The 24,345-nt window shown below is 57.6% G+C and carries 24 protein-coding genes and 2 tRNA genes; 18 read left to right on the forward strand and 8 right to left on the reverse strand.

Annotation, left to right across the window (positions count from 1 at the left end):
* Nucleotides 1-2: 2 nt before the first annotated feature.
* The 7 genes from KHW85_RS00500 (at nucleotide 3) to KHW85_RS00530 (ending at nucleotide 7,955) form a co-directional block, all read left to right on the forward strand.
* A complete protein-coding gene (locus KHW85_RS00500; RefSeq protein ID WP_291458323.1) occupies nucleotides 3-2,057 on the forward strand; it encodes a dipeptide/oligopeptide/nickel ABC transporter permease/ATP-binding protein in 2,055 nt (684 codons plus the stop codon).
* Nucleotides 2,057-2,875, forward strand: coding sequence for an ABC transporter ATP-binding protein (locus tag KHW85_RS00505; protein WP_291458324.1), 819 nt, complete (start codon nucleotides 2,057-2,059; stop codon nucleotides 2,873-2,875). The genes KHW85_RS00500 and KHW85_RS00505 overlap by 1 nt, the downstream gene beginning before the upstream one ends.
* The gene (locus KHW85_RS00510) at nucleotides 2,875-3,792 is read left to right on the forward strand and encodes a dihydrodipicolinate synthase family protein (RefSeq protein ID WP_291458325.1); all 918 of its coding nucleotides are present in this window, start codon (nucleotides 2,875-2,877) and stop codon (nucleotides 3,790-3,792) included. The genes KHW85_RS00505 and KHW85_RS00510 overlap by 1 nt, the downstream gene beginning before the upstream one ends.
* Nucleotides 3,793-3,897: 105 nt before the next feature.
* Entirely contained in the window at nucleotides 3,898-4,818 is a 921-nt protein-coding gene (locus tag KHW85_RS00515; RefSeq protein ID WP_291458326.1) for an ROK family protein, read from the forward strand.
* An 8-nt stretch (nucleotides 4,819-4,826) separates the two neighbouring features.
* A complete protein-coding gene (locus tag KHW85_RS00520; RefSeq protein WP_178705992.1) occupies nucleotides 4,827-5,501 on the forward strand; it encodes an N-acetylmannosamine-6-phosphate 2-epimerase in 675 nt (224 codons plus the stop codon).
* Between the two features lie 105 nt (nucleotides 5,502-5,606).
* Nucleotides 5,607-6,857, forward strand: coding sequence for an MFS transporter (locus KHW85_RS00525; protein ID WP_291458327.1), 1,251 nt, complete (start codon nucleotides 5,607-5,609; stop codon nucleotides 6,855-6,857).
* A 9-nt stretch (nucleotides 6,858-6,866) separates the two neighbouring features.
* The gene (locus KHW85_RS00530) at nucleotides 6,867-7,955 is read left to right on the forward strand and encodes a UDP-N-acetylmuramate dehydrogenase (protein ID WP_291458328.1); all 1,089 of its coding nucleotides are present in this window, start codon (nucleotides 6,867-6,869) and stop codon (nucleotides 7,953-7,955) included.
* A gap of 52 nt (nucleotides 7,956-8,007) precedes the next feature.
* On the opposite strand, the gene KHW85_RS00535 is transcribed toward KHW85_RS00530, so the two are convergent.
* From KHW85_RS00535 to KHW85_RS00550, 4 genes are all read right to left on the reverse strand, one after another.
* On the reverse strand, nucleotides 8,008-8,871 hold the full coding sequence (locus tag KHW85_RS00535; protein WP_291458329.1) for a helix-turn-helix domain-containing protein: 864 nt from the start codon (nucleotides 8,869-8,871) through the stop codon (nucleotides 8,008-8,010).
* 45 nt (nucleotides 8,872-8,916) lie between these two features.
* The gene (locus tag KHW85_RS00540) at nucleotides 8,917-10,008 is read right to left on the reverse strand and encodes an adenosine deaminase (RefSeq protein WP_291458330.1); all 1,092 of its coding nucleotides are present in this window, start codon (nucleotides 10,006-10,008) and stop codon (nucleotides 8,917-8,919) included.
* Nucleotides 10,008-10,817 carry an alpha/beta hydrolase gene (locus tag KHW85_RS00545; RefSeq protein ID WP_291458331.1) on the reverse strand — a complete coding sequence of 270 codons (810 nt, stop codon included), beginning with the start codon at nucleotides 10,815-10,817 and terminating at the stop codon, nucleotides 10,008-10,010. Before KHW85_RS00545 ends, KHW85_RS00540 begins: the two co-directional genes overlap by 1 nt.
* 133 nt (nucleotides 10,818-10,950) lie before the next feature.
* Nucleotides 10,951-12,165: a pyridoxal phosphate-dependent aminotransferase gene (locus KHW85_RS00550; RefSeq protein WP_291458333.1), complete on the reverse strand. Its 1,215-nt coding sequence runs from the start codon at nucleotides 12,163-12,165 to the stop codon at nucleotides 10,951-10,953.
* 144 nt (nucleotides 12,166-12,309) lie between these two features.
* Here KHW85_RS00550 and KHW85_RS00555 point away from each other — a divergent pair.
* The 10 genes from KHW85_RS00555 to groL all read left to right on the forward strand — a co-directional run bounded on the left by KHW85_RS00555 (nucleotide 12,310) and on the right by groL (nucleotide 19,408).
* A tRNA-Trp gene (locus KHW85_RS00555) sits at nucleotides 12,310-12,385 on the forward strand.
* Between the two features lie 27 nt (nucleotides 12,386-12,412).
* Nucleotides 12,413-12,715, forward strand: coding sequence for a preprotein translocase subunit SecE (gene secE / locus KHW85_RS00560; protein WP_291458335.1), 303 nt, complete (start codon nucleotides 12,413-12,415; stop codon nucleotides 12,713-12,715).
* 91 nt (nucleotides 12,716-12,806) lie between these two features.
* Nucleotides 12,807-13,619, forward strand: coding sequence for a transcription termination/antitermination protein NusG (nusG, locus tag KHW85_RS00565; RefSeq protein ID WP_009408633.1), 813 nt, complete (start codon nucleotides 12,807-12,809; stop codon nucleotides 13,617-13,619).
* A 234-nt stretch (nucleotides 13,620-13,853) separates the two neighbouring features.
* The gene (rplK, locus tag KHW85_RS00570; protein WP_009408634.1) at nucleotides 13,854-14,288 is read left to right on the forward strand and encodes a 50S ribosomal protein L11; all 435 of its coding nucleotides are present in this window, start codon (nucleotides 13,854-13,856) and stop codon (nucleotides 14,286-14,288) included.
* A gap of 65 nt (nucleotides 14,289-14,353) precedes the next feature.
* Nucleotides 14,354-15,070 carry a 50S ribosomal protein L1 gene (gene rplA / locus KHW85_RS00575; protein WP_178704986.1) on the forward strand — a complete coding sequence of 239 codons (717 nt, stop codon included), beginning with the start codon at nucleotides 14,354-14,356 and terminating at the stop codon, nucleotides 15,068-15,070.
* Nucleotides 15,071-15,443: 373 nt separating this feature from the next.
* A complete protein-coding gene (gene rplJ, locus KHW85_RS00580; RefSeq protein ID WP_009408642.1) occupies nucleotides 15,444-15,965 on the forward strand; it encodes a 50S ribosomal protein L10 in 522 nt (173 codons plus the stop codon).
* A gap of 86 nt (nucleotides 15,966-16,051) precedes the next feature.
* Entirely contained in the window at nucleotides 16,052-16,435 is a 384-nt protein-coding gene (rplL, locus tag KHW85_RS00585; protein WP_019126974.1) for a 50S ribosomal protein L7/L12, read from the forward strand.
* Nucleotides 16,436-16,622: 187 nt separating this feature from the next.
* Nucleotides 16,623-17,417 carry a MerR family transcriptional regulator gene (locus KHW85_RS00590; protein ID WP_291458339.1) on the forward strand — a complete coding sequence of 265 codons (795 nt, stop codon included), beginning with the start codon at nucleotides 16,623-16,625 and terminating at the stop codon, nucleotides 17,415-17,417.
* Between the two features lie 86 nt (nucleotides 17,418-17,503).
* Nucleotides 17,504-17,575 (forward strand) — tRNA-Asn (locus KHW85_RS00595).
* A gap of 207 nt (nucleotides 17,576-17,782) precedes the next feature.
* Entirely contained in the window at nucleotides 17,783-19,408 is a 1,626-nt protein-coding gene (groL, locus tag KHW85_RS00600) for a chaperonin GroEL (protein ID WP_178704983.1), read from the forward strand.
* A 113-nt stretch (nucleotides 19,409-19,521) separates the two neighbouring features.
* Here groL and KHW85_RS00605 read toward each other — a convergent pair whose 3' ends face one another.
* The 4 genes from KHW85_RS00605 to KHW85_RS00620 form a co-directional block, all read right to left on the reverse strand.
* Nucleotides 19,522-19,812, reverse strand: a complete 291-nt coding sequence (locus KHW85_RS00605; protein WP_178704980.1) for a WXG100 family type VII secretion target — start codon at nucleotides 19,810-19,812, stop codon at nucleotides 19,522-19,524.
* A gap of 139 nt (nucleotides 19,813-19,951) precedes the next feature.
* Complete coding sequence (locus tag KHW85_RS00610) at nucleotides 19,952-21,289, reverse strand: hypothetical protein (protein WP_291458341.1); 1,338 nt, start codon at nucleotides 21,287-21,289, stop codon at nucleotides 19,952-19,954.
* 233 nt (nucleotides 21,290-21,522) lie between these two features.
* A complete protein-coding gene (locus KHW85_RS00615; RefSeq protein WP_291458342.1) occupies nucleotides 21,523-23,010 on the reverse strand; it encodes a HAMP domain-containing sensor histidine kinase in 1,488 nt (495 codons plus the stop codon).
* Between the two features lie 3 nt (nucleotides 23,011-23,013).
* On the reverse strand, nucleotides 23,014-23,724 hold the full coding sequence (locus tag KHW85_RS00620; protein WP_291458343.1) for a response regulator transcription factor: 711 nt from the start codon (nucleotides 23,722-23,724) through the stop codon (nucleotides 23,014-23,016).
* Nucleotides 23,725-23,835: 111 nt separating this feature from the next.
* On the opposite strand from KHW85_RS00620, the gene KHW85_RS00625 reads away from it, so the two are divergent.
* Nucleotides 23,836-24,345: a PH domain-containing protein gene (locus tag KHW85_RS00625; protein ID WP_291458344.1), complete on the forward strand. Its 510-nt coding sequence runs from the start codon at nucleotides 23,836-23,838 to the stop codon at nucleotides 24,343-24,345.

A 24,345-nucleotide genomic window follows, 5' to 3' on the forward strand; every position in this document is an offset into this window, starting at 1 on the left:
TCATGAACCAAAAAGCAAAACTCGCAAAGGTCACCGCGAAGGGTGCGCATTTCTCACGCATCAGTGCGATGTCTTTGGGATCCAAGATCGCAATCGGTGTTTTGGCGCTGATCGTTCTTGTATCAATCCTCGCGCCCTTCGTGGCGCCCTATTCGCCCGAATTCATTGATAGGCCGTCGCAGGGGCCGTCTTCGGCTCACCTCTTCGGTACTGACTATGCGGGCCGAGACATTCTGTCTCGTGTCCTCTTCGGTGGGCGCTACTCACTGCTTATCGGTCTTTGCTCAACCGTGATCGCGCTCTTCTTCGGCGCAATCATCGGATCGATCGCAGCTGTGACGCGCAAGGCCATCTCCGAGACCATCATGCGCATCCTAGACATCATCATGGCTGTCCCCGGTATCGCAATGGCGGCCGTTACGGTTCTGGTCTTCGGACGCACACTTTCCCAGTCCGACAACAAGATGGGCATTGTCTTCGTCATTATCTTCTCGATCGCATTCGTCTACATCCCGCAGCTGGCACGTATTGTTCGCGCAAACGTGATGGCCGCATACGGTGAAGACTACGTGCGTGCAGTGATCGTCTCCGGTGCCCGTGCACCGTGGATCCTCATCAAGCACGTCATGCGTAACACTGCTGCTCCGGTTTTGGTCTTCGCCACGGTCTTGGTCGCAGATGCGATCATCCTCGAGGCCTCGCTGACCTTCATCGGTTCAGGCCTTCCTCCAACCATGGTTCCCACCTGGGGCAATATCTTGTCCGAGGCTTCGTCCAACCTCTCGGTCCTGCTGGGCTACTGGTGGACCGCCTTCTTCCCCGGTTTGTTCATCATGATCACCGTGTTGTGCTTGAACATCCTCTCCGAAGGCATCACCGATGCCATGGTCGCGGCTCCCTCCACGGCAGCTGTTGCCCAGGTTGATAAGAACTCTGAGCGCGAAGCCGACCGCATCCTTCTCGATCCTCGCCGCGCCTACGCCGAGCAGGCCGAGTCATTGCAGCAGCGCCTGGACGATCTGGAAGTTGTCGAAGGCAAGCGTCACGATCGTTTTGTCTCTACTTCGCACGAAGCACCTCTGCTAGAGGTCAAGGACCTGTGCATCAAGTTCGAGCGTCACGGCGATGTCAATGTCGTCGATCACGTGTCCTTCAAGGTACGCCGCGGCGAGACCATGGGCCTCGTCGGTGAGTCCGGATGTGGTAAGTCCATTACGGCACTGACCATTATGGGCCTCATTGACCCGAAGGCAGAGATCACCGGTGAGATCCTCTACGAAGGTAAGAACTTGCTGGAGATGAAGCATGAAGAGCGTCGTGCGCTTCTGGGCCACGAGATGGCAATGATCTACCAGGATGCTCTCTCCTCGCTCAACCCGGCCATGCTCATCAAGGCACAGATGAAGCAGCTGACCAAGCGCGGCGGAACCCGCACTGCAGAAGAACTCCTTGAGCTGGTGGGCCTGGATCCCAAGCGCACCCTTGAGTCCTACCCGCACGAGCTTTCCGGCGGCCAGCGTCAGCGAGTTCTGATCGCAATGGCACTGACCCGCGACCCGAAGCTCATCATTGCTGACGAACCGACCACCGCTCTGGACGTGACCGTTCAAAAGCAGGTCATCGACCTGCTCAACGAGTTGCGTGAGAAGCTGGGATTCGCAATGATCTTCGTCTCCCACGACCTGGCTCTTGTCGCAGAGGTTGCCCACAACATCACCGTCATGTACGCCGGTCAGGTCATCGAGCAAGCTCCCACTCAGGAACTGCTCACTCACCCGACCCACGAGTACACCCGCGGCCTGCTGGGCGCAGTCCTTTCCATCGAGTCCGGCTCCGGACGTCTGCACCAGGTCCCCGGGACCGTACCCTCGCCTCGGGACTTCCCGATCGGCGACCGCTTCGCCCCGCGTTCCTCGCACCCCGACTACGGCCTCGATATTCGCCCGGTCCTCACCGAGGTGGGCCCCGAGCACGTGTATGCGGCACTGCCGCCTCGCGAAGAGGTCCTTGTCTCCAGCGAGACCGTCGTCATTGAAGAAGGTCAGGAGGAAAACTGATGAGTACTGAAACTCCGATCATCGAGCTCAAAGACGTTGAGGTGACCTTCAACTCCCGTACCGGATCGCTGTTCAAGCCGAACAAGGTGCACGCGGTTCGTGGTGTCAACATGCGTATTGAGCGTGGACAGACTCTGGGTATCGTCGGTGAATCCGGCTGCGGTAAGTCCACGACTGCAAATGTTATGTGCGGCCTGCAGATGCCAACGAAGGGCCAAGTGTTCTTCAACGGTGAGGAAGTCACCAAGCGCGGTGCGGATGCGCGCAGGCGTATCGGGCGTGTTGTTTCCGTGGTCTTCCAAGACCCCGCAACCGCTCTCAACCCGCGTATGCACGTTGCTGATCAGCTTGCTGATCCGCTGCGTGTGCACAAGATTGGTGACGAGGCCTCGCGCGCCAAGCGTGTTCGCGAACTGATCTCCTTCGTGGGTTTGCCCTCGAGCGCCTTGGATGCGCTCCCCGGTCAGCTCTCCGGTGGTCAGCGTCAACGTGTGGCAATCGCCCGAGCCCTGTCCATCGGCCCCGATGCGATCATCGCTGACGAACCGACCAGTGCTCTGGATGTCTCGGTTCGCGCTCAGATCCTCAACCTGCTCACGGACCTGAAGAAGGAACTGGGCTTGGCGATGGTCTTCATCTCGCACGATATTCAAACTGTTCGTTACGTTTCTGACCGGATCGCCGTGATGAATGGCGGAAAGGTCGTTGAAGAGGGACCGGCAGCTGAATTGCTGGCGTCCCCGAAAGATCCCTACACCCGCAAGCTCCTGGGGGCTGCGCCCTCGCTGCTGCATCCAACACTCGGAGGAGAGAACTAATGAGTTCACAGATTCGCGGCGTTGTCCCGCCGTTGGCTATCCCGCTAAAGAACGGCGAGCTGGACGTTGCCTCGCTGGAGCGTCACATCAACCGCATGATTGGTGCGGGGCTGAACGGCCTCTTCGTCTCCGGCTCGACCGGTGAGGTTGCATTCTCGACCTCCGAGCGTCGTCAGCAGATCCAGCGCGAGGTTGTTCGTATTGTTGACGGCCGCGTTCCGCTGCTAGTTGGTGTGATCGATACCGAAACCGAGCGTGTCATTGAGAACATCAAGGCAGTTGAGGAAATCGGTGGAGCTCTGGGCGTCGTTGCAACCGCTCCCTTCTATGCACTGGGCGGCCAGGCAGAGATCGAAAAGCACTTCCGCATCCTCAAGGAGAACACCAATCTTGAGCTGTGGGCCTACGACATTCCCGTCTGTGTCCACACGAAGCTGCAGAATGATCTTGTTCTTCGCTTGGGTAAGGAAGGCGTTCTTGACGGCGTTAAGGATTCTTCCGGTGACGATGTGGGCTTCCGCTGGCTGTCCCGTGCGAACAAGGCCGCTGGCCACCCGCTTCAGCTGCTGACCGGCCACGAAGTGGTTGTCGACGGTGCTTACATGTCGGGCGCAGATGGCTCGGTCCCCGGCTTGGCCAATGTCGACCCCGATGGCTACGTCCGTCAGTGGCAGGCTTTCGAGCGCGGTGACTGGGAAGCCGTGCGCGCCGAGCAGGACCGCCTTGCGGACCTCATGCGCATTGTTCTGGTGAAGGGCGTTCAGGGCTTCGGCGCTGGCGTTGGTGCCTTCAAGACTGCTCTGCAGCTTCTGGGTGTCTTTGATTCCAACGAGATGCCGCGTCCTGTCGGCGCCCTCGAAGGTGACAACGTCGAGCACGTTGCTTCCGTCCTGCGCGAAGCTGGCTTGCTTTCCTGATCATCAGCGAGGCTGAGGTGGTCCTCCTCTCGCGTACGCGCGAGCGTGCGCCCGCCTTGGCCTCGCTGATTACCATTTTCATCCGTTCTTTAGTGGAGAACTTTCATGACTACGCTCCTCGCCCTTGATATCGGCGGAACCAAAGTCGGTTGGGGCATTGTCGAAGTTGGACAAAACTCTACGGTTGTTGAGCGCGGCTCAATTCCTACTGAGGCTTCCCGCGGGGGAGCCGACGTCGCCGAGCGAATCTGCTCGCTGGCCTCGTCTCTCAAGGAAGCTCACCCCGAGGCCTCGGGCGTCGCAATTGCTTCTGCTGGGGTTGTTGACCCGGTCGAAGGAATGATTGTCTCGGCAACCGACATCATGCCCGGGTGGGGAGGAACCCCTCTGGGGAAGCTCGTTGCGCAGCGCACGGGACTTCCTGTGCGCGTCCTTAACGACGTCCACGCACACGGCTTGGGCGAAGCAACCTTGGGAGCCGGACGCCCCTATTCCTCAGTCCTTTCGATCGCAGTAGGTACGGGAATTGGTGGTGCTCTGGTTGAAGATGGCCATGTCACTTTTGGTTCCCGAGGGATCGCTGGGCATGTCGGCCACATCCATCACCACTTTGCCCCCGATATGTTGTGCTCCTGCGGCCGACTTGGACACATCGAGGCATTCTGTTCAGGGTCAGGAATTACGGCTTGGTACAACTCGCTGCGTCCTCAAGATGCTCCCGAAGTTGATGGCGGTCGCGCGCTGCAAGAACTCGCCGATTCTGGTGACCCTCTTGCACAAGCCTGCTTCTCGCGCTCCGCGTACGCACTGGGTGAGGCCACGGCCTCGCTGGTCAACTGCGTGGACCCGGCAGCGGTCATTATTTCCGGTTCGATGACTCGTTCGGGAGATATCTGGTGGGATGGCCTACGTGAAGGTTTCGCGGCCAGCGCGATGACTCCCGTTGCCGATACACCGATCCTCATTGGTTCCCTGGGCGGTGATGCGCCGCTGCTCGGAGCCGTTTCATTCTTCCTCAACGCATAGGAGAAACCATGCATCCGCTTATTGCCGGCCTGAAGGGGAAGCTCATTGTTTCCGTTCAGGCTTACCCCGGAGAGCCCATGCGGCACCCCGAAACCATGGCGCAGATTGCGCGCGCTGCCGAAATCGGTGGAGCCGCGGCAATTCGCTGCCAAGGGTTGTCTGATATTTCCGCAATCAAGGGACGCGTGGATGTACCCGTCATTGGTTTGTGGAAAGAAGGCCACGAAGGCGTCTACATCACTCCCTCGCTTCGCCATGCTCGCGCGTGCGTGATGGCTGGGGCCGATATTGTCGCCCTAGATGCGACCGGTCGCCCGCGTCTTGATGGTCGTAGTTTTGCCGAAACCGTTGCAGCTCTTCGCGAAGAAGAGACTCTGGTCATGGCTGACTGCGGTTCTTTTGACGATGCACAGCGCGCAGTTGATGCCGGTGTCGATATCGTCTCGACCACCCTTGCCGGCTACACCGGTGATCGCCCGAAGACCGATGGCCCCGATTTGGAGCTTCTCCAGCAGACGGTTCAGGCATTCCCGAATGTTCCCGTGATCTGCGAAGGGCGTATTCACACTCCGGAACATGCAGCAGCTGCCATGAAGCTCGGTGCGTTCGCAGTGATCGTGGGCACCGCAATTACTCACCCGACGTCGGTAACGGGTTGGTTTAAGGCCGCAGTCGAAAACTGACGTTATTCCCGAATTTTAATCGGTGTCCGTGTGGAGCTAATTCACACGGACACCTCTTTTTTGGGCATTTAACCACGGGCCTTTCAGCGAGTAAAATTTCGAACCATGTCTATTCCCTTATCGCGTGCGCATAGTGCTCTTCGTGCGACCTTCGTGGTCTACGCGGGCCTTGGTTCTGCAACCTCGGCGTGGCTTTCACGTCTGCCTGATGTGCGCGATCATCTGGGACTGACCCCGGGCACAATCGGCATGATGCTGCTGATTGCTTCGCTGGGTTCTTTGTTGACCCTGCCCACTTCGGGTCCGATCGTCATGAAGATCGGCGCGCGGTGGGCTGGGCGAATAGGCGTATTCGTTTGGGCATTAGGCATTGCTGGTGCAGCAAGTGGAACCCTGATGGAATCCCTTCCTGTCTTCACGGCATCTTTGGTCTTGATGTCTGCGGGAACGGGTCTGTGGGGCTCGAGCATGAACATCGAGGCCGGCCTTGTACAAGCTGCTGTGCGGCGCTTGGTTGTTCCCGTCATTCAGGCGATGTATGCCGTGGGTATGCTCGGCGGTGCGCTTGTAGGCGCGCTTGCCGCACGCGCGGGACTTCCTGTTGCGGCTCACCTTTTCGGCCTGGCGGCACTTGAGCTTATGGCCTGTGGCATCGCTGTCGGTTTCTACCTCAGTCAAGATGAGGTCGCCACTCTTGAATCCGCGAAGGAAAGATCCCTGGGCGAAGGGGACGAGGCCTCGGGAAACAATGCGAAGAAGGGACTGACCTGCTTGGCATGGCGCGAGCGTCGCACGGTCCTGATCGCACTCATGGTGATGAGTGGTGGCTTGATGGAAGGCGCCTCCAACGACTGGCTGAACCTGTCGATGGTCGATGGCTATGGCTTCGCGACTTCTTCTGCGTCGGCGATCTTCGCATTCTTCTTGCTCATGATGACGCTGATGCGTTTTGCTTCGCCGCGTTTGGAAAGGCGTTTTGGTGCGCCGCATTTGCTGCGATTCACCATGAGCTGTGCGGTTGTCGGCTTACTGCTTGTTGCTTTCGCTCCGCATCATATTTTGGCGATTATTGGCATCGCACTGTGGGGTATTGGCGCTTCTTTGGTCTTCCCGCTGGGTATTTCCGCACTCAGCGTTGATCCCGTCATGACTCCGGCTCGTGTCTCGGTGCTCTCGACGGTGAATTATGGTTCGGCGCTCATTGGACCGCCGGTTTTGGGCTTGATCGCAGATCATGTCGGATACCACCGCGCGCTTGCCTTCGTCGTTCTTCCCGTGCTTCTGGCGATCGTTTTGGCCGGTCAGGTTCCGGACCAGCGGGGGCGTGTGCGAGCCGTTGCACCCCTTGACGATTAATCTTGAGTTATGACGACTCTTGCTGAATTGACGACCTTTCGCGTGGGCGGAGAGGTTTCTCGCCTTGTTCGCGTGGCTTCCAGTGAGGAATTGGTTGCTGCCGTTCGCACGGCTGATGAGGAGCAGCGCCAGCTTCTAGTTTTGGGCGGCGGATCGAATCTGCTTGCATCCGATGCTCCATTTGATGGAACAGTCATCGCTGTGCGTCCGGGTGCACAAATCGCTCGCGTCATTGAAGAGGGCGGGGCTGACTGGGTGATCGTCCGCGTGTGGGCCGGCACGATCTGGGATGACTTTGTTGCGTGGACCGTCGAAGAACACTTGTCCGGTATCGAGGCCTTGTCGGGGATCCCCGGAAGTGCGGGGGCATCCCCGGTACAGAACGTGGGCGCCTACGGACACGAGGTTGCTGAAACGATTCACAGTGTCGAGGCCTACGACCGCTTCGAACAGCGCATCGTCCGGCTGCTTCCCTCCGAACTTGGTTTTGCCTACCGTTCCTCCGCGATCAAGCACAGCATTGGTCAGCCCGGTCTTCCCGGCCGCGTCTGGGGGCCGACGGGGCGTTGGGTCGTGTTGAGCGTCGACTTCCACCTTGAACGCTCATCCTTGAGTGCGCCTGTCATGTACTCCGAACTCGCGCGGCGCCTCGGAGTGAACGCTGGGGAGCGTGCCGAGGCATCCTTGGTCCGCTCGACCGTCCTTGAGCTGCGCGCGGGGAAGGGAATGGTCTTAAACCCCGAGGACCACGATACGTGGAGCGCGGGATCTTTCTTCACCAACCCCATCCTTCCCGAGGCAGCAGCTGCGGCGCTCCCCGAAGAGGCGCCTCGTTTCCCGGCGGGGGAGGGACTGGTGAAAACCAGCGCCGCTTGGCTCATTGACCACGCGGGCTGCCCCAAGGGCTTCCATCTTTCCGAGGCCGGAGACCCGCCGCGCGCGTCCCTGTCCACCAAGCACGTGCTCGCGCTGACGAACCGCGGGGGCGCAAGCGGTGCAGATATCGAAGCCTTGGCGCGTGCTGTGCGCGGACGCGTGTTTGACGCCTATGGTGTGACTCTTGTTCCTGAGCCTGTTGCCATCGGTATTGAGTGGTAGAGCGGATCTTCGTCAACCTTGCGAGCAGGCAAATGATTTGCCCGAGAGGCTGTCATCTATCTGCTTGAACTGCACTGCGCAGGCGTTCGATCATATCGGGAACATTGCGGGTAACGGCCGTCCACAGAAGTTTGTCATCCATGCTTTGGTACCCCGGATGCGCCGCGATGTTCCGAGCCGTCCGCAGCGCGCGCTTCTCGACTGAGGTGAGGGTGTCCATGTATGGCGCGTATTCGTCACGCTCCAGGAAACCTGCCAATCGGATGATCACCATGCACGCGGAGTCATATTCGGGGTAATCGCTGGTCAAGGTCTCGGCGGGGACCCCAGCAACCCGCTCGATGCGTCGGGCGATAACGTCAAGCTCACGTAAGAAGTTATCAACGTCGAAGCTCAGTGTTTGTCTCTTTGCCGCGCGTGGCTGAGGCATGAAAGACGCAGGGTCGCTCAGTGGTACCGCCTCGTCAATGATGTTCCGCAGGTCTTCGGGTACGTGTGTATCCGCGTGGACTTTGGTAGGGAATCCCGTGAGTTCGCTTGTAAACGAGGCGATATCTGCCAGCTCGAACAGTGACAGCTCGCGGGTGGGTGTACCGATCAGATCGATATCCGATTCAAAACCGTCCGTCCCCTGAGCGACGGAGCCAAATACTCGGAGGGATTCTAGTCCTTGTTCCGTGGCATAGCGGCTGATAGAGGGAGCGTAGCGGGATAAAGGGATGGAGGGGCGATAGTCGGCAGCGCGAAGAATTTTCTCTAAAAGCTCGGCGGATACCGCACGTTTCCCAGCTTCGATTTGTGCAAGGGTTGACTGGCTCATCCCGGTCATCCCCGCTAGTTCAGCCTGTGTCAGTGAAGCATCAGTGCGCGCTTCGCGTACAAGCAATGGTGCGTGCTCCCGATTAAAACGCGTCATAAGGGCATGATAGTGCACGGATGCACTATTGGTGAAGAGAGATACTTAGGCTGCGGGCGGAGCCGCAAGCCACTGATCAATTTCCGCTCGCCACACGCGTTTCGATGCCTCGCTGGCCAAAGAAGCATCAATCGACTGACGGGCCAAATCTGCCAGCTGCGCGTCAGAAAGCCTGAAAACATCACGCGCAGCCTCGTACTGGGCAACCACACGCGAATGGAATAACAAGGGGTCGTCAGCCGAGAGAGCAACGCGCGCGCCGGCCTCGATAAAGCGCATGAGTGGAACAGATGCAAAATCTGGGAAGACCCCCAGGTGAATATTCGAGGTCGGACATACTTCGAAAGAAATATCCTGGTCAATCAAACGCCGCAGCAAATCGGGATCTTCACTGGTGCGCACGCCGTGCCCCAAACGCGTCGGGTGCAGGGCTGAAACAACATTCATCACCGATTCCGGTCCCAAAAGTTCGCCGCCGTGGGGAACCGAGGCCAAACCGCCATCACGGGCAATGCGGAAGGCAGGAGCAAAAGCCGAGGTATCACCAACGCGCTCATCATTGGACAGACCAAAGCCCACAACCTGTCCGGGCCCATCACCGGCATACTGAACCGCCAGACGAGCAAGCGTGCGCGCATCAAGAGGATGGCGAATTCGCGAGGCCGCAACGATCAATGCAACTTCAACGCCCGTGCGCTTCCCCGCAGCGATCGCCTCGTCAATGATGATCTCCAAAGCGGGAGTAATCCCGCCAACCCAGGGCGCGTAAGACGTGGGGTCAACCTGCATCTCGAGGCGACGCGAGCCTTCGGCCGCATCATCTTCCGCGGCCTCGGCAACGATTCGTCGCATCGCGGCTTGGGAACGCACCAAAGCTCGAGCGGCATCGTAGGAACGCTGGAAACGGAACCATCCGCGGGCGTCTGCGGGCACGGTTAAGGGATCCAAGTCCAACAGGTGAGGAGGAAGGCGCGTGCCTTTTTCCTGCGCCATATCCACCAGCGTCTGTGGGCGCATCGCACCTGTGAAGTGCAGGTGAAGATGCGCTTTGGGGAGTGCGGACAGCGGTCGTCGCCCCGGGGGAGTCGGTGCTGGAACGGTAAGAGAAGGCTGGCGAGGATTAGACGTCGACGCCATCAGTGCCTCTCGACCCACAGGAGCAGGTCACGTAGGACCATATCCTTCTCGGGCTCATTTAAGACTTCGTGGCATGCCCCGTCGATGATCCGCAGGTGAATATCTGCGTCGGGATGTGCATCACGTACACGCTCAACAAACTCTGCAGAGCCCTCCGGCGAGGTCAGCTCATCGGCGCTGCCGTGGAAGATCAGCGTGGGGCAGGTCAGGCGATCCGCATGATCAAGTGCCTTCTTGCCCTGAATCACCATGGTCGAGGCCGTCAGAAGCGGGGGAGCGCCGTGGTAGTTGAGGGGATCGGCGTCGAAAGCTTCTTGGACGCTGGGATCGCGCGAAAGCAAGGAGTGTTCGGGAGTGGACTGTGCCGCCGGAATCTGTACTCCCGGCAGATAGCGAGCCAGTTTCCCAAGGCCCTCAACCACAGGCAGAGGAAGCTGGGGGAGTGGAATGAAAGCGGGCCCGGTGAGGACCATGCAGCGCAGATGCTTGCGGTAGATCAGTGCAGAAGCAGCGGTAATTAAACCACCCATCGAGTGCCCAAAAAGGATCAATTCATCGCAGCGTGAATTGTGAAGAGCCTGTTGACGTGCGCTGATGTGGTCCTTGATCAGCAGACCGACATCGACCTGGGCGCGAGGACCGGGAGAAGTGCCATGACCGTAGTGGTCGTAGGTTGACACATCGTAGCCAGCCTGAAGAAACGCATTGACCAGCCTTTCGAAACGTCCCGAATGTTCACCATAACCGTGGGCGACAAGGACGTGTCCATTGGGTTGGTCGAGGTGTGTTCGCAGCGTCGAAAGGTCCATATGTCAATTGTGACAGCTCAAGCTCCATTTTGGATAGCGCTATCGGGGTATTTATTGACGCGGAGTAAGAAAACCCGGGTGGTGGCACTGTGTCGCTACCGCCCGGGTGTATTGGAATTTTGATTCAGCTGTATCAGTGAGCTTCTGCCAGAAGTTCCTGAATTCGTCCCACGCCCTCAACAAGGTCCTCGTCTGCCAAGGCGTAAGACAGGCGAATGAAACCAGAGGGGCCGAAGGCCTCGCCGGGAACGACTGCGACCTCGACCTCATCCAAGATCAGGTCGGCCAATTCAGCGGAAGTGGTTGGGACCTTCCCGCGAATTTCTCGCCCAAGAAGATCCTTGACTGCCGGGTAGGCGTAGAAGGCGCCCTTCGGTGTGGGAACCTGAAGTCCGTCGATTTCGCGAAGCATCTTCACCATGGTCTGGCGACGTCGATCGAATGCCTGACGCATATGTTCAACGACATCCAGTGGCCCATTAAGAGCAGCGATTGCTGCGCACTGAGCAATGTTGTTGACATTCGACGTCAGGTGCGATTGGAAGGAGGTTGCTGCACGGATCACGTCGCGAGGCCCGATCATCCAGCCCACACGCCAACCGGTCATCGCATAGGTCTTTGCGACACCGTTCAACACGATGGTCTGGTCGGCAAGTTCGGGGACGAGCTTGACGATGTGTGCGCTTTGTGCACCGTCGTAGAGCAGGTGCTCGTAGATCTCGTCGGTGATCACCCATACGCCGTGCTTGAGAGCCCACTGACCGATCGTCGTCAGCTCAGCGGGAGTATAAACAGCACCCGTTGGGTTCGAGGGCGAGCACAGAAGAAGAAGCTTTGTGCGAGGGGTACGTGCGGCCTCGAGCTGGTCAACGGTGACCTTGTAGTCCTGATCGGCACCCGCGAAAACTTCCACCGGGGTTGCGCCCGCGAGTTTGATGACCTCGGGGTAGGTGGTCCAGTAGGGGGTGGGGAGGATAGCCTCGTCTCCGGGGTTCAGTAGCGAGGCGAATGCCTGAAAAACCGCTTGCTTTCCGCCGTTGGTCACCAAAACTTGGTCGGGGCTGACCTCGTATCCGGAATCGCGAAGAGTCTTGTGCGCGATTGCTTCCTTGAGTGCAGGAAGTCCCGAGGCCGGAGTGTAGCGGTACATCGCGGGGTTGCGTGCTGCTTCGAGCGCCGCCTCGACAATGTAATCGGGGGTTGCGAAATCAGGTTCGCCCGCACCGAAACCAACGACGGGGCGCCCCTGAGCCTTGAGCGCTTTAGCCTTGGCGTCGACGGCAAGGGTTGCGGATGGGGTGATATTGGCGAAGCGCGTTGAGATGCGCGAAGCTGATTGAGTTTCCACATCAGTATTGTGACATGGCCGCAGTGATTTATTGGTCTGAGTCACAATTTGAGCTTCAGCGGGGGATTCTCACGCGGATGAGTTGGACATGGGAGGCGTTCTCCCCTAAACTCAACCAGGCAACACTTTTTAAAGAGTTGCAGTAGGGCAGTGGCGCAATTGGTAGCGCACCGGTCTCCAAAACCGGCGGTTGTGGGTTCGAGTCCCGCCTGCCCTGCCACTTAGGTGCAGAACTATTGGAGGAACGATGAGCGGATCCCAGGCTCGCCGTGACGAATCGCCCAAGGCGGATCGTACAAAGAGCAGCGCAACGCGCTCTCGTAAAGCCTCCTCCTCTGAGAAGACCCAGGAAAAGCGTCCGAATATCTTTAAGCGCATGGTGATCTTTGTCTCTCAGGTTGTCGCTGAGATGAAGAAAGTTGTTTATCCCAGCGGATCAGAGACGTGGACCTACTTCATCGTTGTGATTGTGTTTGTTACCGCAGTTATGGCTTTCACTGGAATTCTTGATTTCCTATTCGGTAGACTAGGTTCCATCGTATTTGGCTGAAACCGTGACCCGCCCGCAGGAATGCAGGCGGGTTTCTTCTACGGCTCGGCCGTGAAGCACCGCGCAAGCGGTAACCACAGGAGGAAAACCCGTGAGCCAGGACAAGATCGAGGGCCAGGAACCCGATACTTTTGATGGTGGAATCGCCCCCGAAGGTGAGCTGGAAACCGCTGCACAGCGCGAGGATGAGCGCGAAGAGCGCCTTGAAGATGCCCCCGAAGAGCGCAAGGAAGCTCTTGAAGAAGGCGAAGCGATTGCTGGCGTTGAGGAAGCAGCTGCGGAAGCGGCCTCGAGCGAGGATGATCCCATCGAGAAACTGCGCCGTGAGCTCTACATGTCTCCCGGTGACTGGTACGTCATCCACACCTACTCCGGTCACGAGCGCAAGGTGAAGGCAAACCTTGAGCAGCGCATCACCAGCCAGAACATGGAAGAGTCGATCTTCCAGGTTGAGGTTCCCGATGAGTACGTCATGGAGTACCGCGGCAATGTGAAGAAGCGTGTTCGTCGCGTGCGCATCCCCGGATATGTCATCGTCTGCATGGACTTCAACGAAGATTCCTACCGCGTTGTGAAGGAAACTCCCGCGGTTACCGGCTTCGTCGGTGATCAGCATAATCCCGTGCCGCTGTCGATCGACGAGGTCGTTATGCTGCTGACCCCGAACGTACTCGAGGCTGCTGCCGCTGAGGAAAAGAGCGCTCCTGCTCCCGTTCAGGAAGTTCACACTCAGTTCGAGGTTGGCGAGGTCGTCACCGTCACCGATGGTGCATTCGCCACCATGAGCGCAGTGATCTCCGAGATCATGCCTGAAACTCAGCGCCTGAAGGTCTTGCTGACCATCTTCGAACGTGAGACCCCCATGGAACTCACCTTCGATCAGGTCGAAAAGATCGAAGAGTAAATTCACTGAAACGCACGTGGGTGCTCCCCTTCTGCTGATGCAGTGAATGCCAGCTAATCTCTCGATCGGCGTGAGCTGCAGCACCTAGACTTGGGGAGTCACCCACATCGCGTTATCATGTAGATTCGTGCGTCTAGGTGGACTTTGTCTGCAGGTTGCTCTTCCTGCAGATCCCACGTGGACGTATGCCGCGGTAGTCTCCGCGGCTGAGTAAGAAATAGAAAGACCCGAAATATGGCACCGAAGAAGAAGAAGGTCACCGGCCTCATTAAGCTGCAGATTGCTGCAGGCGCCGCGACCCCGGCTCCGCCAGTTGGTCCTGCACTGGGCCAGCACGGCGTGAACATCGTTGAATTCACGAAGGCATACAACGCTGCAACTGAGTCGCAGCGCGGTTCGATCGTCCCGGTTGAAATCACCGTTTATGAAGATCGTTCCTTCACCTTCGTTCTGAAGACCCCTCCGGCCTCCGAGATGATCAAGAAGGCTGCAGGTGTTGCAAAGGGTTCGGGCACTCCGAACACCGCCAAGGTTGGATCGATCACCATGGACCAGGTGCGCGAAATCGCTCAGGCCAAGATGGTTGACCTCAACGCCAACGACATTGATGCTGCATCCAAGATCGTCGCGGGCACCGCACGTTCCATGGGCATCACTGTTCAGGACTGACCCTTTAATTTCCGTGGTAGGGCAGGCGCTGCCCGACACCCACACCTGCAAGGAGAAGAAGCAGAATGACGAAGCGCTCTAAGAGCTACCGCGCAGCGGCGGAGAAGATCCACGCTGGCGAACTGTACAGCCCCCTGGCCGCAATGCGTTTGGCCAAGGAAACCTCGGTCACCAAGTTCGATTCAACCGTTGAGGTTGTTATGCGACTGGGTGTTGATCCCCGTAAGGCCGATCAGATGGTCCGAGGCACCGTTTCCCTGCCGCACGGCACCGGTAAGACCTCCCGGGTCTTGGTCTTCGCCGTTGGCGAGCGCGCACAGGAAGCAATCGACGCCGGAGCCGACGAAGTCGGTGGCGACGAGCTGATCGAGAAGGTTGCCAAGGGTTACACCGATTTCGATGTCGCCGTTGCAACCCCCGACCTGATGGGCAAGGTTGGCCGTCTGGGCCGCGTGCTTGGTCCCCGTGGCCTCATGCCGAACCCCAAGACCGGCACCGTCACCATGGATGTCGCTAAGGCCGTTAAGGAAATCAAGGGCGGTCGTATCGAGTTCCGTGTCGACAAGCACTCGAACCTGGCATTCATCGTCGGTAAGGCTTCCTTCACCGCCGAGCAGCTGGTCGAGAACTACGCTGTCGTCTTGGAGGAGATCCTGCGCATGAAGCCGGCTTCCGCAAAGGGCCGTTACATCCTCAAGGCTACGGTCGCCACGACCATGGGCCCTGGTATTCCGCTGGATGCCACCAAGACTCGCGCCCTGACCTCCGAGGATGCTTCCTGAAGCACTCTAGAGGTTAACGGCAGATAGTCGTTTCACGTGGGTCCCCACGAGCATTGCTCGTGGGGACCTTTGCTTTGGTTCATAGGGAACTCGAATAAGACGTCATACTGAGGAAAGTGACTCCGGCCATGCGTGACGTGTGTATTGAACCGTGTGCTGATCCACACGTCCAAAGCTGGAACCCCGACCGCGATGCATGTTAAGCTACTCGTTGCCGAAGACCGTCGGTCATCCACCTCGGTGGATTCCAAGTGCGAAAGCTTCCGACGCAGGTGAGTGACTTCTTGAGAAGTGGGTTTCATTTGAGCCCGGCCGCTTTCCTGCGTGCCGGGCTTTTTCGTGCGTCCGGCGGTGAATTTTTGAAAGGAGGACCATGGCGAAGTCCGACAAGGTGGCAGCAGTTGCCGAGCTCGTGGAGCGTTTCCGCGCAGCCGACGCTGTCCTGCTGACCGAGTACCGCGGTCTGACCGTTGGCCAGCTCAAGCAGCTGCGTCGCGGCCTGGCTGGCAATGCGACCTACGCCGTGGCAAAGAACACGCTGGCGATCCTGGCGGCTCGCGAAGTTGGTCTCGATTTCCTCGAGGCTGACCTGAAGGGCCCGACCGCTATCGCTTTCGTCACCGGTGAGCCCGTTGAGGCTGCCAAGACGCTGCGTGATTTTGCCAAGGAGAATCCTCAGCTGGTACTGAAGTCCGGTGCTATGGAGGGCGCACAGCTCTCCGCTGAGGCTGTCAAGAAGCTTGCCGATCTCGAGTCTCGCGAGGTCCTGCTGGCCAAGGCTGCAGGCGCCCTCAAGGCGAAGATCTCTCAGGCGGCATACGCCTTCAACGCGCTTCCGTCCAAGGCGGTGCGCACTATCGATGCTCTGCGTGAAAAGCAGGGCGAAGCGGCCTGACGTGACAGGCCCGCGAAGGCACTCGCCTTTGCGATCACATCCACAATCTGCTCACGTAGCAGGCCAAAATCGAAAGGATGCCAATCATGGCTAAGCTCTCCAACGACGAGCTCATCGAAGCTTTCAAGGAAATGTCCCTCATCGAGCTCTCCGATTTCGTGAAGCTCTTCGAAGAGACCTTCGACGTTACCGCTGCTGCTCCCGCAGCCGTTGCCGTTGCTGCTCCTGCAGCAGGCGATGCTCCCGCAGCTGAAGAGAAGGACGAGTTCGAGGTTGTCCTCGAGTCCGCAGGCGACAAGAAGATCGCCGTCGTCAAGGCTGTCAAGGCTCTGACCGGCCTGGGCCTCAAGGAAGCCAAGGACCTGGTTGACGGCGCCCCCTCGACCATCTTCGAGAACGCCAAGAAGGAAGACGCCGAGAAGGCTAAGGCTGAGATCGAAGAGGCCGGCGGCAAGGTCACCCTTAAGTGACTTTCCCCGTCTGATTCATTCAGACTTTTGCCCGTCATGGGCTGCGAAACCCCGTTCTGCTATGGCAGGGCGGGGTTTCCGCTTGTGGTGCCGCTCTGGGGGCCGCGGCCTCGTGAAGTGGAAGTTTTGCAATTTCCTGCGCATTCGACTTGACCATGACGTGACGTGAGGCTTCACAATGATTGACATGAACAACGACGAAATTCTTTACACTGTCGGCGAACTAGCCAAGCACTTTTCGTTGACTGTGCGAACGCTTCGTCATTGGGAAGAACAGGGGCTTCTCGTGCCCTCGGGGCGAAGCTGGTCAAACTATCGGCTCTACTCGCTTGAAGACTGTGCGCGCGTGCAGAGAATCATTATTTATCGTGCGACGGGCATGAAATTGATGGATATCAAGGAGCTCCTTGATTCCGGTGACTCTGCGATTGTGCACCTCAAACGTCAGCGAGAGAGCCTTATTGCCCATCGCCAACAGACGGACAAAATGATCGCAGCAATCGATACGTTATTGGAGGAAGCAATGAACGACAATGCGCTCAACGCGGAAGAAATTGGGACAATCCTTGGGGATGCTGACTTTGTCGCGCATCAGGAGGAAGCTGAACAACTCTACGGTGGCAGTGATGACTGGCAGGAATCTCGGCGCCGCACTGCGTCGTGGAGTGCGGCGGACTGGCAGGGGAATGCTGAAGCTTTTGAGCAAGTTGAAAAGGACATGATCAACGCGATCCGCAAGGGAGTTTCTCCTGACAGTGGCGAGGCGGCACGTCTTGTGACCTTGCATAGGGAACTGCTCAGTGCCTTTTTCCCGGTGACCCCCGCAAAGCACTACGTGATTTCGCGTTCCTACATTCACGACGAGCGTTTCCGCTCGCACTACGACTCGCAGCTCGACGGTTTTGCCCAATGGCTCGCATCTGCAATTGAGCATGTTGCTCATCAGAGCGGTGTCGATACCGATAAACCCGAATGGAAGTGATTGGTTTGTGAGGCAGGCCATGAGTGCAAGATGCTTTCGGATTTGCTCTTAGCTCACTTCATCGCTACTATTTCTTTTTGTCGCTTTCCCGCGTAGCTCAACGGCAGAGCATCCGACTGTTAATCGGACGGTTACTGGTTCGAATCCAGTCGCGGGAGCTTCTCCCCGGTACTTGGTACCGGGGTTTTTCTTTTTCAGCGAACTCCAAACTGCCCATCTTGCACTCTGGGGCTGAGAGTGCCAGACTTGGATTTAGCACTCGGGAGTGCCGAGTGATAAGCACTAAGGCCGGTGAGGCTTAGGAGTTACCTGAGTCGTCCGTCGCGGGCATCGGTCCAATCCGCATCGCGGAAGGATAGAAGAACATGACGAAGCTCATTCACTTCGATGAGGAGGCACGCCGCGGCATGGAGCGCGGTCTGAACCTTCTCGCCGACACCGTTAAGGTCACCCTGGGCCCCAAGGGCCGTAATGTCGTCCTCGACAAGAAGTGGGGCGCCCCCACCATCACCAAGGATGGCGTTTCCGTTGCTAAGGAAATCGACCTCGAAGATCCCTTTGAGCGCATCGGTGCAGAACTGGTCAAGGAAGTTGCCAAGAAGACCGATGATGTCGCAGGTGACGGCACCACAACCGCTACCGTTCTGGCACAGGCACTGGTCCGTGAGGGTCTGCGTAACGTTGCAGCCGGTTCGAACCCTATCGCCCTGAAGCGCGGCATCGATGGCGCTGTTGAGGCAATCGTTGCCCAGCTGCACAAGGATTCCAAGCCTGTTGAGACCACCGAGCAGATTGCTGCCACCGCCTCGATCTCCGCAAATGATCCCGAGATCGGCAAGCTCATTGCTCAGGCCTTCGAGAAGGTTGGCTCTGAAGGTGTTGTGACCGTTGAAGAGACCAACTCTTTCGACACCACCCTTGAGACCACCGAAGGCATGCGTTTCGAGCGCGGCTACCTCTCTGCATACTTCGTTAACGATGCAGATCGCCAGGAAGCCGTCCTCGAGGATCCCTACATCCTGCTGGTCGACACCAAGATCACCAACGCCAAGGAACTGCTGCCTGTCCTGGAAAAGGTTATGCAGACCGGTAAGCCGCTGTTCATCATTGCCGAGGACGTTGAGGGCGAAGCCCTGGCAACCCTGGTTGTCAACAACATCCGCGGCACCTTCAAGTCGGTCGCCATCAAGGCCCCCGGCTTCGGCGATCGCCGTAAGGCCATGCTGAAGGACGTTGCAATCCTTACCGCCGGTGAAGTGATCTCCGAGACCGTTGGTCTCTCTCTTGAGAATGCCACCCTTGAGGATCTCGGCCGTGCGCGCAAGGTCATCGTCTCCAAGGATGAAACCACCATCGTTGACGGTCTGGGCGCAAAGGATGACATCCAGGCACGCATCCGTCAGCTGCGTAAGGAAATCGAGACCACCGATTCCGATTACGACCGCGAGAAGCTCCAGGAGCGTCTGGCAAAGCTCTCCGGCGGCGTGGCAGTCATCAAGTCCGGTGCTGCAACTGAGGTTGAGCTCAAGGAACGTAAGCACCGCATCGAGGACGCGATCCGTAACGCTCGCGCAGCCTCTGAAGAGGGCTTGGTTGCCGGTGGCGGTGTTGCACTGATTCAGGCAGCCTCCAAGGCTCTTGACTCGCTGAACTTCAGCGGCGATGAGGCAACCGGTGTGAACATTGTTCGCGAGGCTGTCTCTGCACCGCTCAAGCAGATTGCTGAGAATGCTGGTCTTGAGGGCGGCGTTGTTGCTGACCGCGTTGCTCAGATGGAGCCCGGCTTCGGTCTAAACGCTGCAACCGGTGAGTACGGCGACCTGATGACCCAGGGTATCTCCGACCCGGTCAAGGTCACCCGCTCCGCTCTGCAGAACGCAGCCTCGATCGCAGGTATGTTCCTGACCACCGAGGCCGTTGTGGCCGACAAGCCTGAGCCTCCGGCACCGGCAGGAGCACCTGCTGACGGCGGAATGGGCGGAATGTACTGATCCATTAGGGATTAGAAAACCGCATTCCCTATGAATGTCCCTGTGGGGGGCGCGCTTCATGCGCGTCCCCCACAGGCATTTAATAGGCAGCTGTATGTGAATAAGGCAGTTTCCTAGTGCGCGAAGAGCCCGATGCTCTGTGCTTCAGCATCTGCGTAGACCTGAGCCGCATGCGAAAGTGAGCCTGAGATCTGGTCCAGGGAGCTTTCAACTTGAGCTTGGGTGAGCTGCCAAGAGGCAACAGAATCAGAGAATTGCGCCGAAGCGCCGCCTTGCCAGGTATCTTTAAGCGCCAGTAACTCGTTCATGAGCGCTGAGACTTCGTTTCGAATCGAGTCGCAAGTAATTTGGATCCGCGAGGCGCAGGATGCGATGTGTGCGGAGTCAACGGAAAATGCGGTCATTGTGCCCTCCTAGGCTGGGTGAATGGGTGTTCACAGCCTAGGAAGAGTAATTTGACGGCACCGTGCAGATAACACAATCTGTGGAGAAAACGGTTCAATCTGACACGGTGGATGAATACGACGATTCAAGTTTAAGGATTTAGGACAGCGGGGGAGGAGTTGGAATGTCCAGGTCATCCAATGCCGACTCCAAAGAAGAAGTGTCGTCAGCATCAGCAGCAGATCCACGCGAAGGGCTCTCTGCTGCAACTCCCGGCAGAGGGGTGTGGACGGTACTGGGAAGAGAAACCTGTTGAGCGGAAGGCACCGCCGCGCCAGAGGATGTGGGGGCTGCCGCTCCGTTTGCCGCCGCTCCGCTTGGAATTCCTAGAGCAGGTGTCTCAGTGTTCTCGGGAGGAAGCGTTGGCGATGCGGGCACACTATTCTCCGCTGCCTCTTCCGCGTCATCAGATGTGGCATTGGAAGGGGTCTGAACGGAGGCTGTAGCCTCATCCCCACTGCTGCCAAGGGGAGCGGGGGTTACAGGCAGGCCAGCGGCCTCGTCAGTAGCAAACTCATCGGAATCAACGGAAAGGGTTGACTTCGGAAGCTCTACGACCGCGGAAGGCAAAGACTCAGCAGGAGTGCTCGGGGCGTCGACGGGGTCGAAAGGCTCAGTATGACTCTTAATGTTGAGGTGACGGCGCCGGATAATCATCGTTCCAGAGGCAGGAGTATCCGATGAGAGCGTCTCATGGTGTTCCTCTGGCTCGACATCTTCTTCGGGCTCATTGAGATCGGCATCGGGGGCATATGCTTTGAGAACTCGAGCGAGCTTGGCGCTTTCGGCCTCGAGATTAGCTCGTGCGCTTTCTTCCCATGCAAGTGCAAGCGGTGAATGAAAGATCTGCTCGCGCGCCAAAATCTTCTTAATTGCCAGGCGGCGTGCACGTACGTAATCCATATCGCACAAATCAGGGCATTCTTCGCGCAATGATTCGCGGAAGCGCTTAAAGTCCTGAGGGCTAGCTGCCAGCATTCCTAAGTCGGCATCAATGAGGACTTGAGCATCCATGTCAGAAGGGTCCGCGCGGTGCGTGAAAAGCGCCATCATGAGCTCTTGAACGCGAGAAATAACATCCTCGCTCAACCCCAGTGCTTCCATGCGAGAACGTGCGTGGTACAGTGCGGAAAATTCTTGTTCATCGCTGTTAGTACCGCGTTGGAAAACGTCAAAACTGCGGTTAATAACCGCTCCTTGATACCACAGAGCAACCCGCAGAACATCAGGATCGTGTGCTGTCGAGGCAATCTCGTCGATACGCGCCAAGGTCTTGATGAGATGGCGGGTATTGTGAAGGATTCGTCCCTTGGCATTCCAGCGCGAGATCAAATCGCGCGCTTCCGCCTCCAAAAGGGGAATCGGAGCACTTGCCCCGATTTCTTGCATCGCGTCCACGAAGGAACTAAAAAGCCACTGAGGTGCATCGGCACCCATGCGCGCTCACTCCTAGTCTGACAATGTTACTTGGCAATGCTAGCCATTTTTTGAGCACTTGGCACGGATCTTTCCCCTGAGCGAAGGATTCGCAGAGGCCATGCAGCGCATAATCACTTAATTTCCAGCGGTTTTCTGCGTGATTCTCAAGGAAAAACACCAGTGCTTCGATAGTTGAGATTCGCAAGACAATTGGCGCGGGAAGGAAGCTGCGAAGATCGAATTGCGTCAGTTTATGCCTTCAAGCGTTCTTTGGACTGCACGATTGGCATATCGATCTTGACGGTGAGGCCACCGCCCGCAGTCTTTGCGAGCTCTGCGTGACCGCCGTGCGCTGAGACGATTGAGGATACGATGGAAAGTCCCAATCCGGAGCCACCCAGTGAGCGGGCACGTGAGCTTTCTGTTCGATAGAAGCGCTGGAAAACCTTTTCATAGTCTTCCTTCGCAATTCCAGGTCCGTGATCCCTAAATTCCATTAGAACAGAAGTCGGATTCTGGCCTACCGCAATCTCTACCGGTGTTGAACGCGGGGTATAACGCGCAATGTTGCCGATGATATTTGTGAGCACCTGTTGCAGGCGGTCGCGGTCGGCCTGAACCCATACGGATTGAGGAATGGGTTGGTCGTTGATCCCCAGAATCGTAACCTGTCGAGTGGGATCAAGGGCTTGAAGATCGAAGCGAGCATTGCGAAGCATCGCGATCACGTCGACATCCACGATTTCCAACGGTCGGCCCTCGTCCAAGCGGGCCAAGGTCAAAAGGTCCTCAACCAATGAACCCATGCGAGTTGATTCGGATCGAATACGTCCCATAACTTCGCCGGTTCGCTCTGCTGGAACGCCACCCATTGAGTAGAGCTCGCAGTAACCGGAAATCGCAGCGAGGGGAGTGCGCAGTTCATGCGAAGCGTCGGAAACGAAGCGACGGATCTTGCGCTCAGATTCTTCGCGCGCTGCGAATGACTGCTCCAGCTGGCTCAGCATGGAGTTCAATGATTTCGAAAGTGAACCAACTTCCGTTGAAGGCGGAGCAAATGGAACACGCTGGGTGAGGTCGCCGTCGGCGATCTTTCCAGCAGTCGTCTCGATCCCGCGCAGGGGAAGAAGCGCGCGTCGGACCAGGTACGTCGCTAGGCCAGTGCCGATGGCGATGATCGCAATTGCTGTCGTTGCAACGTATCCAGCCATATTTTGGATGGTGAATTTTACGTCGTTGAGCGGAAGCGCAACGGTGAGCATGCCCGTGGGGGTACTTTCGCCACTGCGCGTAATGGGGACAACGGTCACGCGCCACGTGGATCCCTGCTTCGTCGATTCCACAGTGACGGGGTCAGTCCAGCCAGTAGCCGTTTGCGCGGACTGGCCTGGCTTGAGAAGTTCAGGGATCAGCGGTTTACCCGCGTGGTCGCGTGTCGAGGCCGAGAGTAGCGTGACGTCTTCTTCGTTCGCCCGGTGGATGTTGAGGTAGTAGAGGGTGGGGAGGTTGGGCTCTTGAGCCAGCTCTTGGGGGTTTTCAATGGCTTTGGGGGCCAATGAGAGAACCGTTGATGAGAGTTGGTCGTCAACTTGGGCAATGAGGTGGCGCTGCAAGAGGCCGATCATCACCGTTGCTGAAAGGGAAAGTCCAAGGGAGAGAAGAAGTGTAGTGAGCGCAACAATTCTGGCCGTCAACGAACGTGACGACCAGAATCTGCGTACTACACCGCGTGGGTACATTTTTTAGTTATCGTCTCGAAGGATATATCCAACGCCTCGCTTGGTATGAATGAGCTCGCCGCTGGCGCCTTCGACGGCTAGCTTGCGGCGCAGGTAGGAAATGTAGGATTCGACGATTGCGACCTCGCCATCCCAGTCGTATTCCCAGACGTGATCGAGGATCTGCATCTTCGAAACGACACGTCCCTGATTGATCATGAGGTAGCGCAGAAGCTTGAACTCGGTGGGGGACAGGTCGATCGGCACTCCGGCGCGAGTGACTTCGTGTGCGTCCTCGTCGATGACAAGGTCGGCGACACGCAGCTTGCCATCGTCGCCGCTCTCGCCCAGCGTGCGGCGCAGGATGGCACGAATACGTGCGACGACTTCCTCGAGGCCGAAGGGCTTGGTGACGTAATCGTCGCCGCCGACCGTCAGTCCTTGGATCTTGTCGCGCACATCATCGCGAGCTGTCAGGAAAAGGACGGGGATGGTGATGCCTGCATCGCGCAGGCGACGGGTCACTGTGAAGCCGTCCATATCGGGGAGCATAACGTCCAGAACGATCAGGTCGGGGCGCTCTTCCTGAGCCTGGTGGTAAGCAGATGCCCCGTCTTCTGCCGTAATGACATCAAAACCTGCAAAGCGCAGAGATGAGGCCAGAAGATCGCGAATATTTGGTTCGTCGTCAACGACAAGAAGTCGTGCTTCTCCAGTGTTTTCAAATTCCGTCATAGTCAATATTTTGAGTGAGATGTCTGAATGTATCCTGAGCGTCTGCTGTGTGAAATTGTTTTTCTGAGAATTCGCATGAAAAAGACGTTGAAAGGAAGAGATAATGCAAGCATGATTCAATCCAGCTCTCAAAGCCTTTTTGAACCCCAAGGTGTGACTTTTAATCCGGTCAAACGCTCGCTTGCCGTGGTGCGACGAGTGAACATCAGCCTTTACTTCGTTATTGGGGTTGCTGCGGTATTGGTTGGCATGGTGACGGCGCCAGATTTTCCGCGTGAGTGGGGTTTTGGGATCATCGCTGGATTGAGTGCCGGATGGCTTTACATGATGTGGATTATCGGCAGGCAAGTACGTAATTTTGCTTGGGCACAAGGTGAGCATGATTTTCTCATCCGACGAGGTGCTTTCTTCCGCTCGATGACAATCGTTCCATACGGTCGTATTCAGTACGTTGATATTTCAGAAGGCCCCGTTTCTCGGTTCTTCGGTATTTCCACGGTGGTCATTCATACGGCCTCGGTCTCTACTCGTGCCTTTGTTCAGGGGATCCCCTCTGAGGATGCTGCTCGTCTGCGCGACCAACTTGCCCAGCGTGGAAGTGCTGAGATGGCAGGGCTGTGA

This window comes from Actinomyces sp. oral taxon 181, assembly GCF_018370895.1.
In the GTDB taxonomy this organism is placed as follows: domain Bacteria; phylum Actinomycetota; class Actinomycetes; order Actinomycetales; family Actinomycetaceae; genus Pauljensenia.

What these genes read in the sequence shown, in the direction of transcription:
- KHW85_RS00540 (WP_291458330.1), bottom strand. Translation starts at nt 10,008, where the DNA reads ATGGCGTCGACGTCTAATCCTCGCCAGCCTTCTCTTACCGTTCCAGCA.
- KHW85_RS00505 (WP_291458324.1), top strand. Translation starts at nt 2,057, where the DNA reads ATGAGTACTGAAACTCCGATCATCGAGCTCAAAGACGTTGAGGTGACC.
- KHW85_RS00510 (WP_291458325.1), top strand. Translation starts at nt 2,875, where the DNA reads ATGAGTTCACAGATTCGCGGCGTTGTCCCGCCGTTGGCTATCCCGCTA.
- KHW85_RS00610 (WP_291458341.1), bottom strand. Translation starts at nt 21,289, where the DNA reads ATGGGTGCCGATGCACCTCAGTGGCTTTTTAGTTCCTTCGTGGACGCG.
- secE (WP_291458335.1), top strand. Translation starts at nt 12,413, where the DNA reads ATGAGCGGATCCCAGGCTCGCCGTGACGAATCGCCCAAGGCGGATCGT.
- groL (WP_178704983.1), top strand. Translation starts at nt 17,783, where the DNA reads ATGACGAAGCTCATTCACTTCGATGAGGAGGCACGCCGCGGCATGGAG.
- KHW85_RS00620 (WP_291458343.1), bottom strand. Translation starts at nt 23,724, where the DNA reads ATGACGGAATTTGAAAACACTGGAGAAGCACGACTTCTTGTCGTTGAC.
- rplL (WP_019126974.1), top strand. Translation starts at nt 16,052, where the DNA reads ATGGCTAAGCTCTCCAACGACGAGCTCATCGAAGCTTTCAAGGAAATG.
- KHW85_RS00605 (WP_178704980.1), bottom strand. Translation starts at nt 19,812, where the DNA reads ATGACCGCATTTTCCGTTGACTCCGCACACATCGCATCCTGCGCCTCG.
- KHW85_RS00530 (WP_291458328.1), top strand. Translation starts at nt 6,867, where the DNA reads ATGACGACTCTTGCTGAATTGACGACCTTTCGCGTGGGCGGAGAGGTT.
- KHW85_RS00535 (WP_291458329.1), bottom strand. Translation starts at nt 8,871, where the DNA reads ATGACGCGTTTTAATCGGGAGCACGCACCATTGCTTGTACGCGAAGCG.
- rplA (WP_178704986.1), top strand. Translation starts at nt 14,354, where the DNA reads ATGACGAAGCGCTCTAAGAGCTACCGCGCAGCGGCGGAGAAGATCCAC.
- KHW85_RS00520 (WP_178705992.1), top strand. Translation starts at nt 4,827, where the DNA reads ATGCATCCGCTTATTGCCGGCCTGAAGGGGAAGCTCATTGTTTCCGTT.
- rplK (WP_009408634.1), top strand. Translation starts at nt 13,854, where the DNA reads ATGGCACCGAAGAAGAAGAAGGTCACCGGCCTCATTAAGCTGCAGATT.
- KHW85_RS00525 (WP_291458327.1), top strand. Translation starts at nt 5,607, where the DNA reads ATGTCTATTCCCTTATCGCGTGCGCATAGTGCTCTTCGTGCGACCTTC.
- KHW85_RS00590 (WP_291458339.1), top strand. Translation starts at nt 16,623, where the DNA reads ATGAACAACGACGAAATTCTTTACACTGTCGGCGAACTAGCCAAGCAC.
- KHW85_RS00545 (WP_291458331.1), bottom strand. Translation starts at nt 10,817, where the DNA reads ATGGACCTTTCGACGCTGCGAACACACCTCGACCAACCCAATGGACAC.
- rplJ (WP_009408642.1), top strand. Translation starts at nt 15,444, where the DNA reads ATGGCGAAGTCCGACAAGGTGGCAGCAGTTGCCGAGCTCGTGGAGCGT.
- KHW85_RS00500 (WP_291458323.1), top strand. Translation starts at nt 3, where the DNA reads ATGAACCAAAAAGCAAAACTCGCAAAGGTCACCGCGAAGGGTGCGCAT.
- KHW85_RS00615 (WP_291458342.1), bottom strand. Translation starts at nt 23,010, where the DNA reads ATGTACCCACGCGGTGTAGTACGCAGATTCTGGTCGTCACGTTCGTTG.
- KHW85_RS00625 (WP_291458344.1), top strand. Translation starts at nt 23,836, where the DNA reads ATGATTCAATCCAGCTCTCAAAGCCTTTTTGAACCCCAAGGTGTGACT.
- KHW85_RS00515 (WP_291458326.1), top strand. Translation starts at nt 3,898, where the DNA reads ATGACTACGCTCCTCGCCCTTGATATCGGCGGAACCAAAGTCGGTTGG.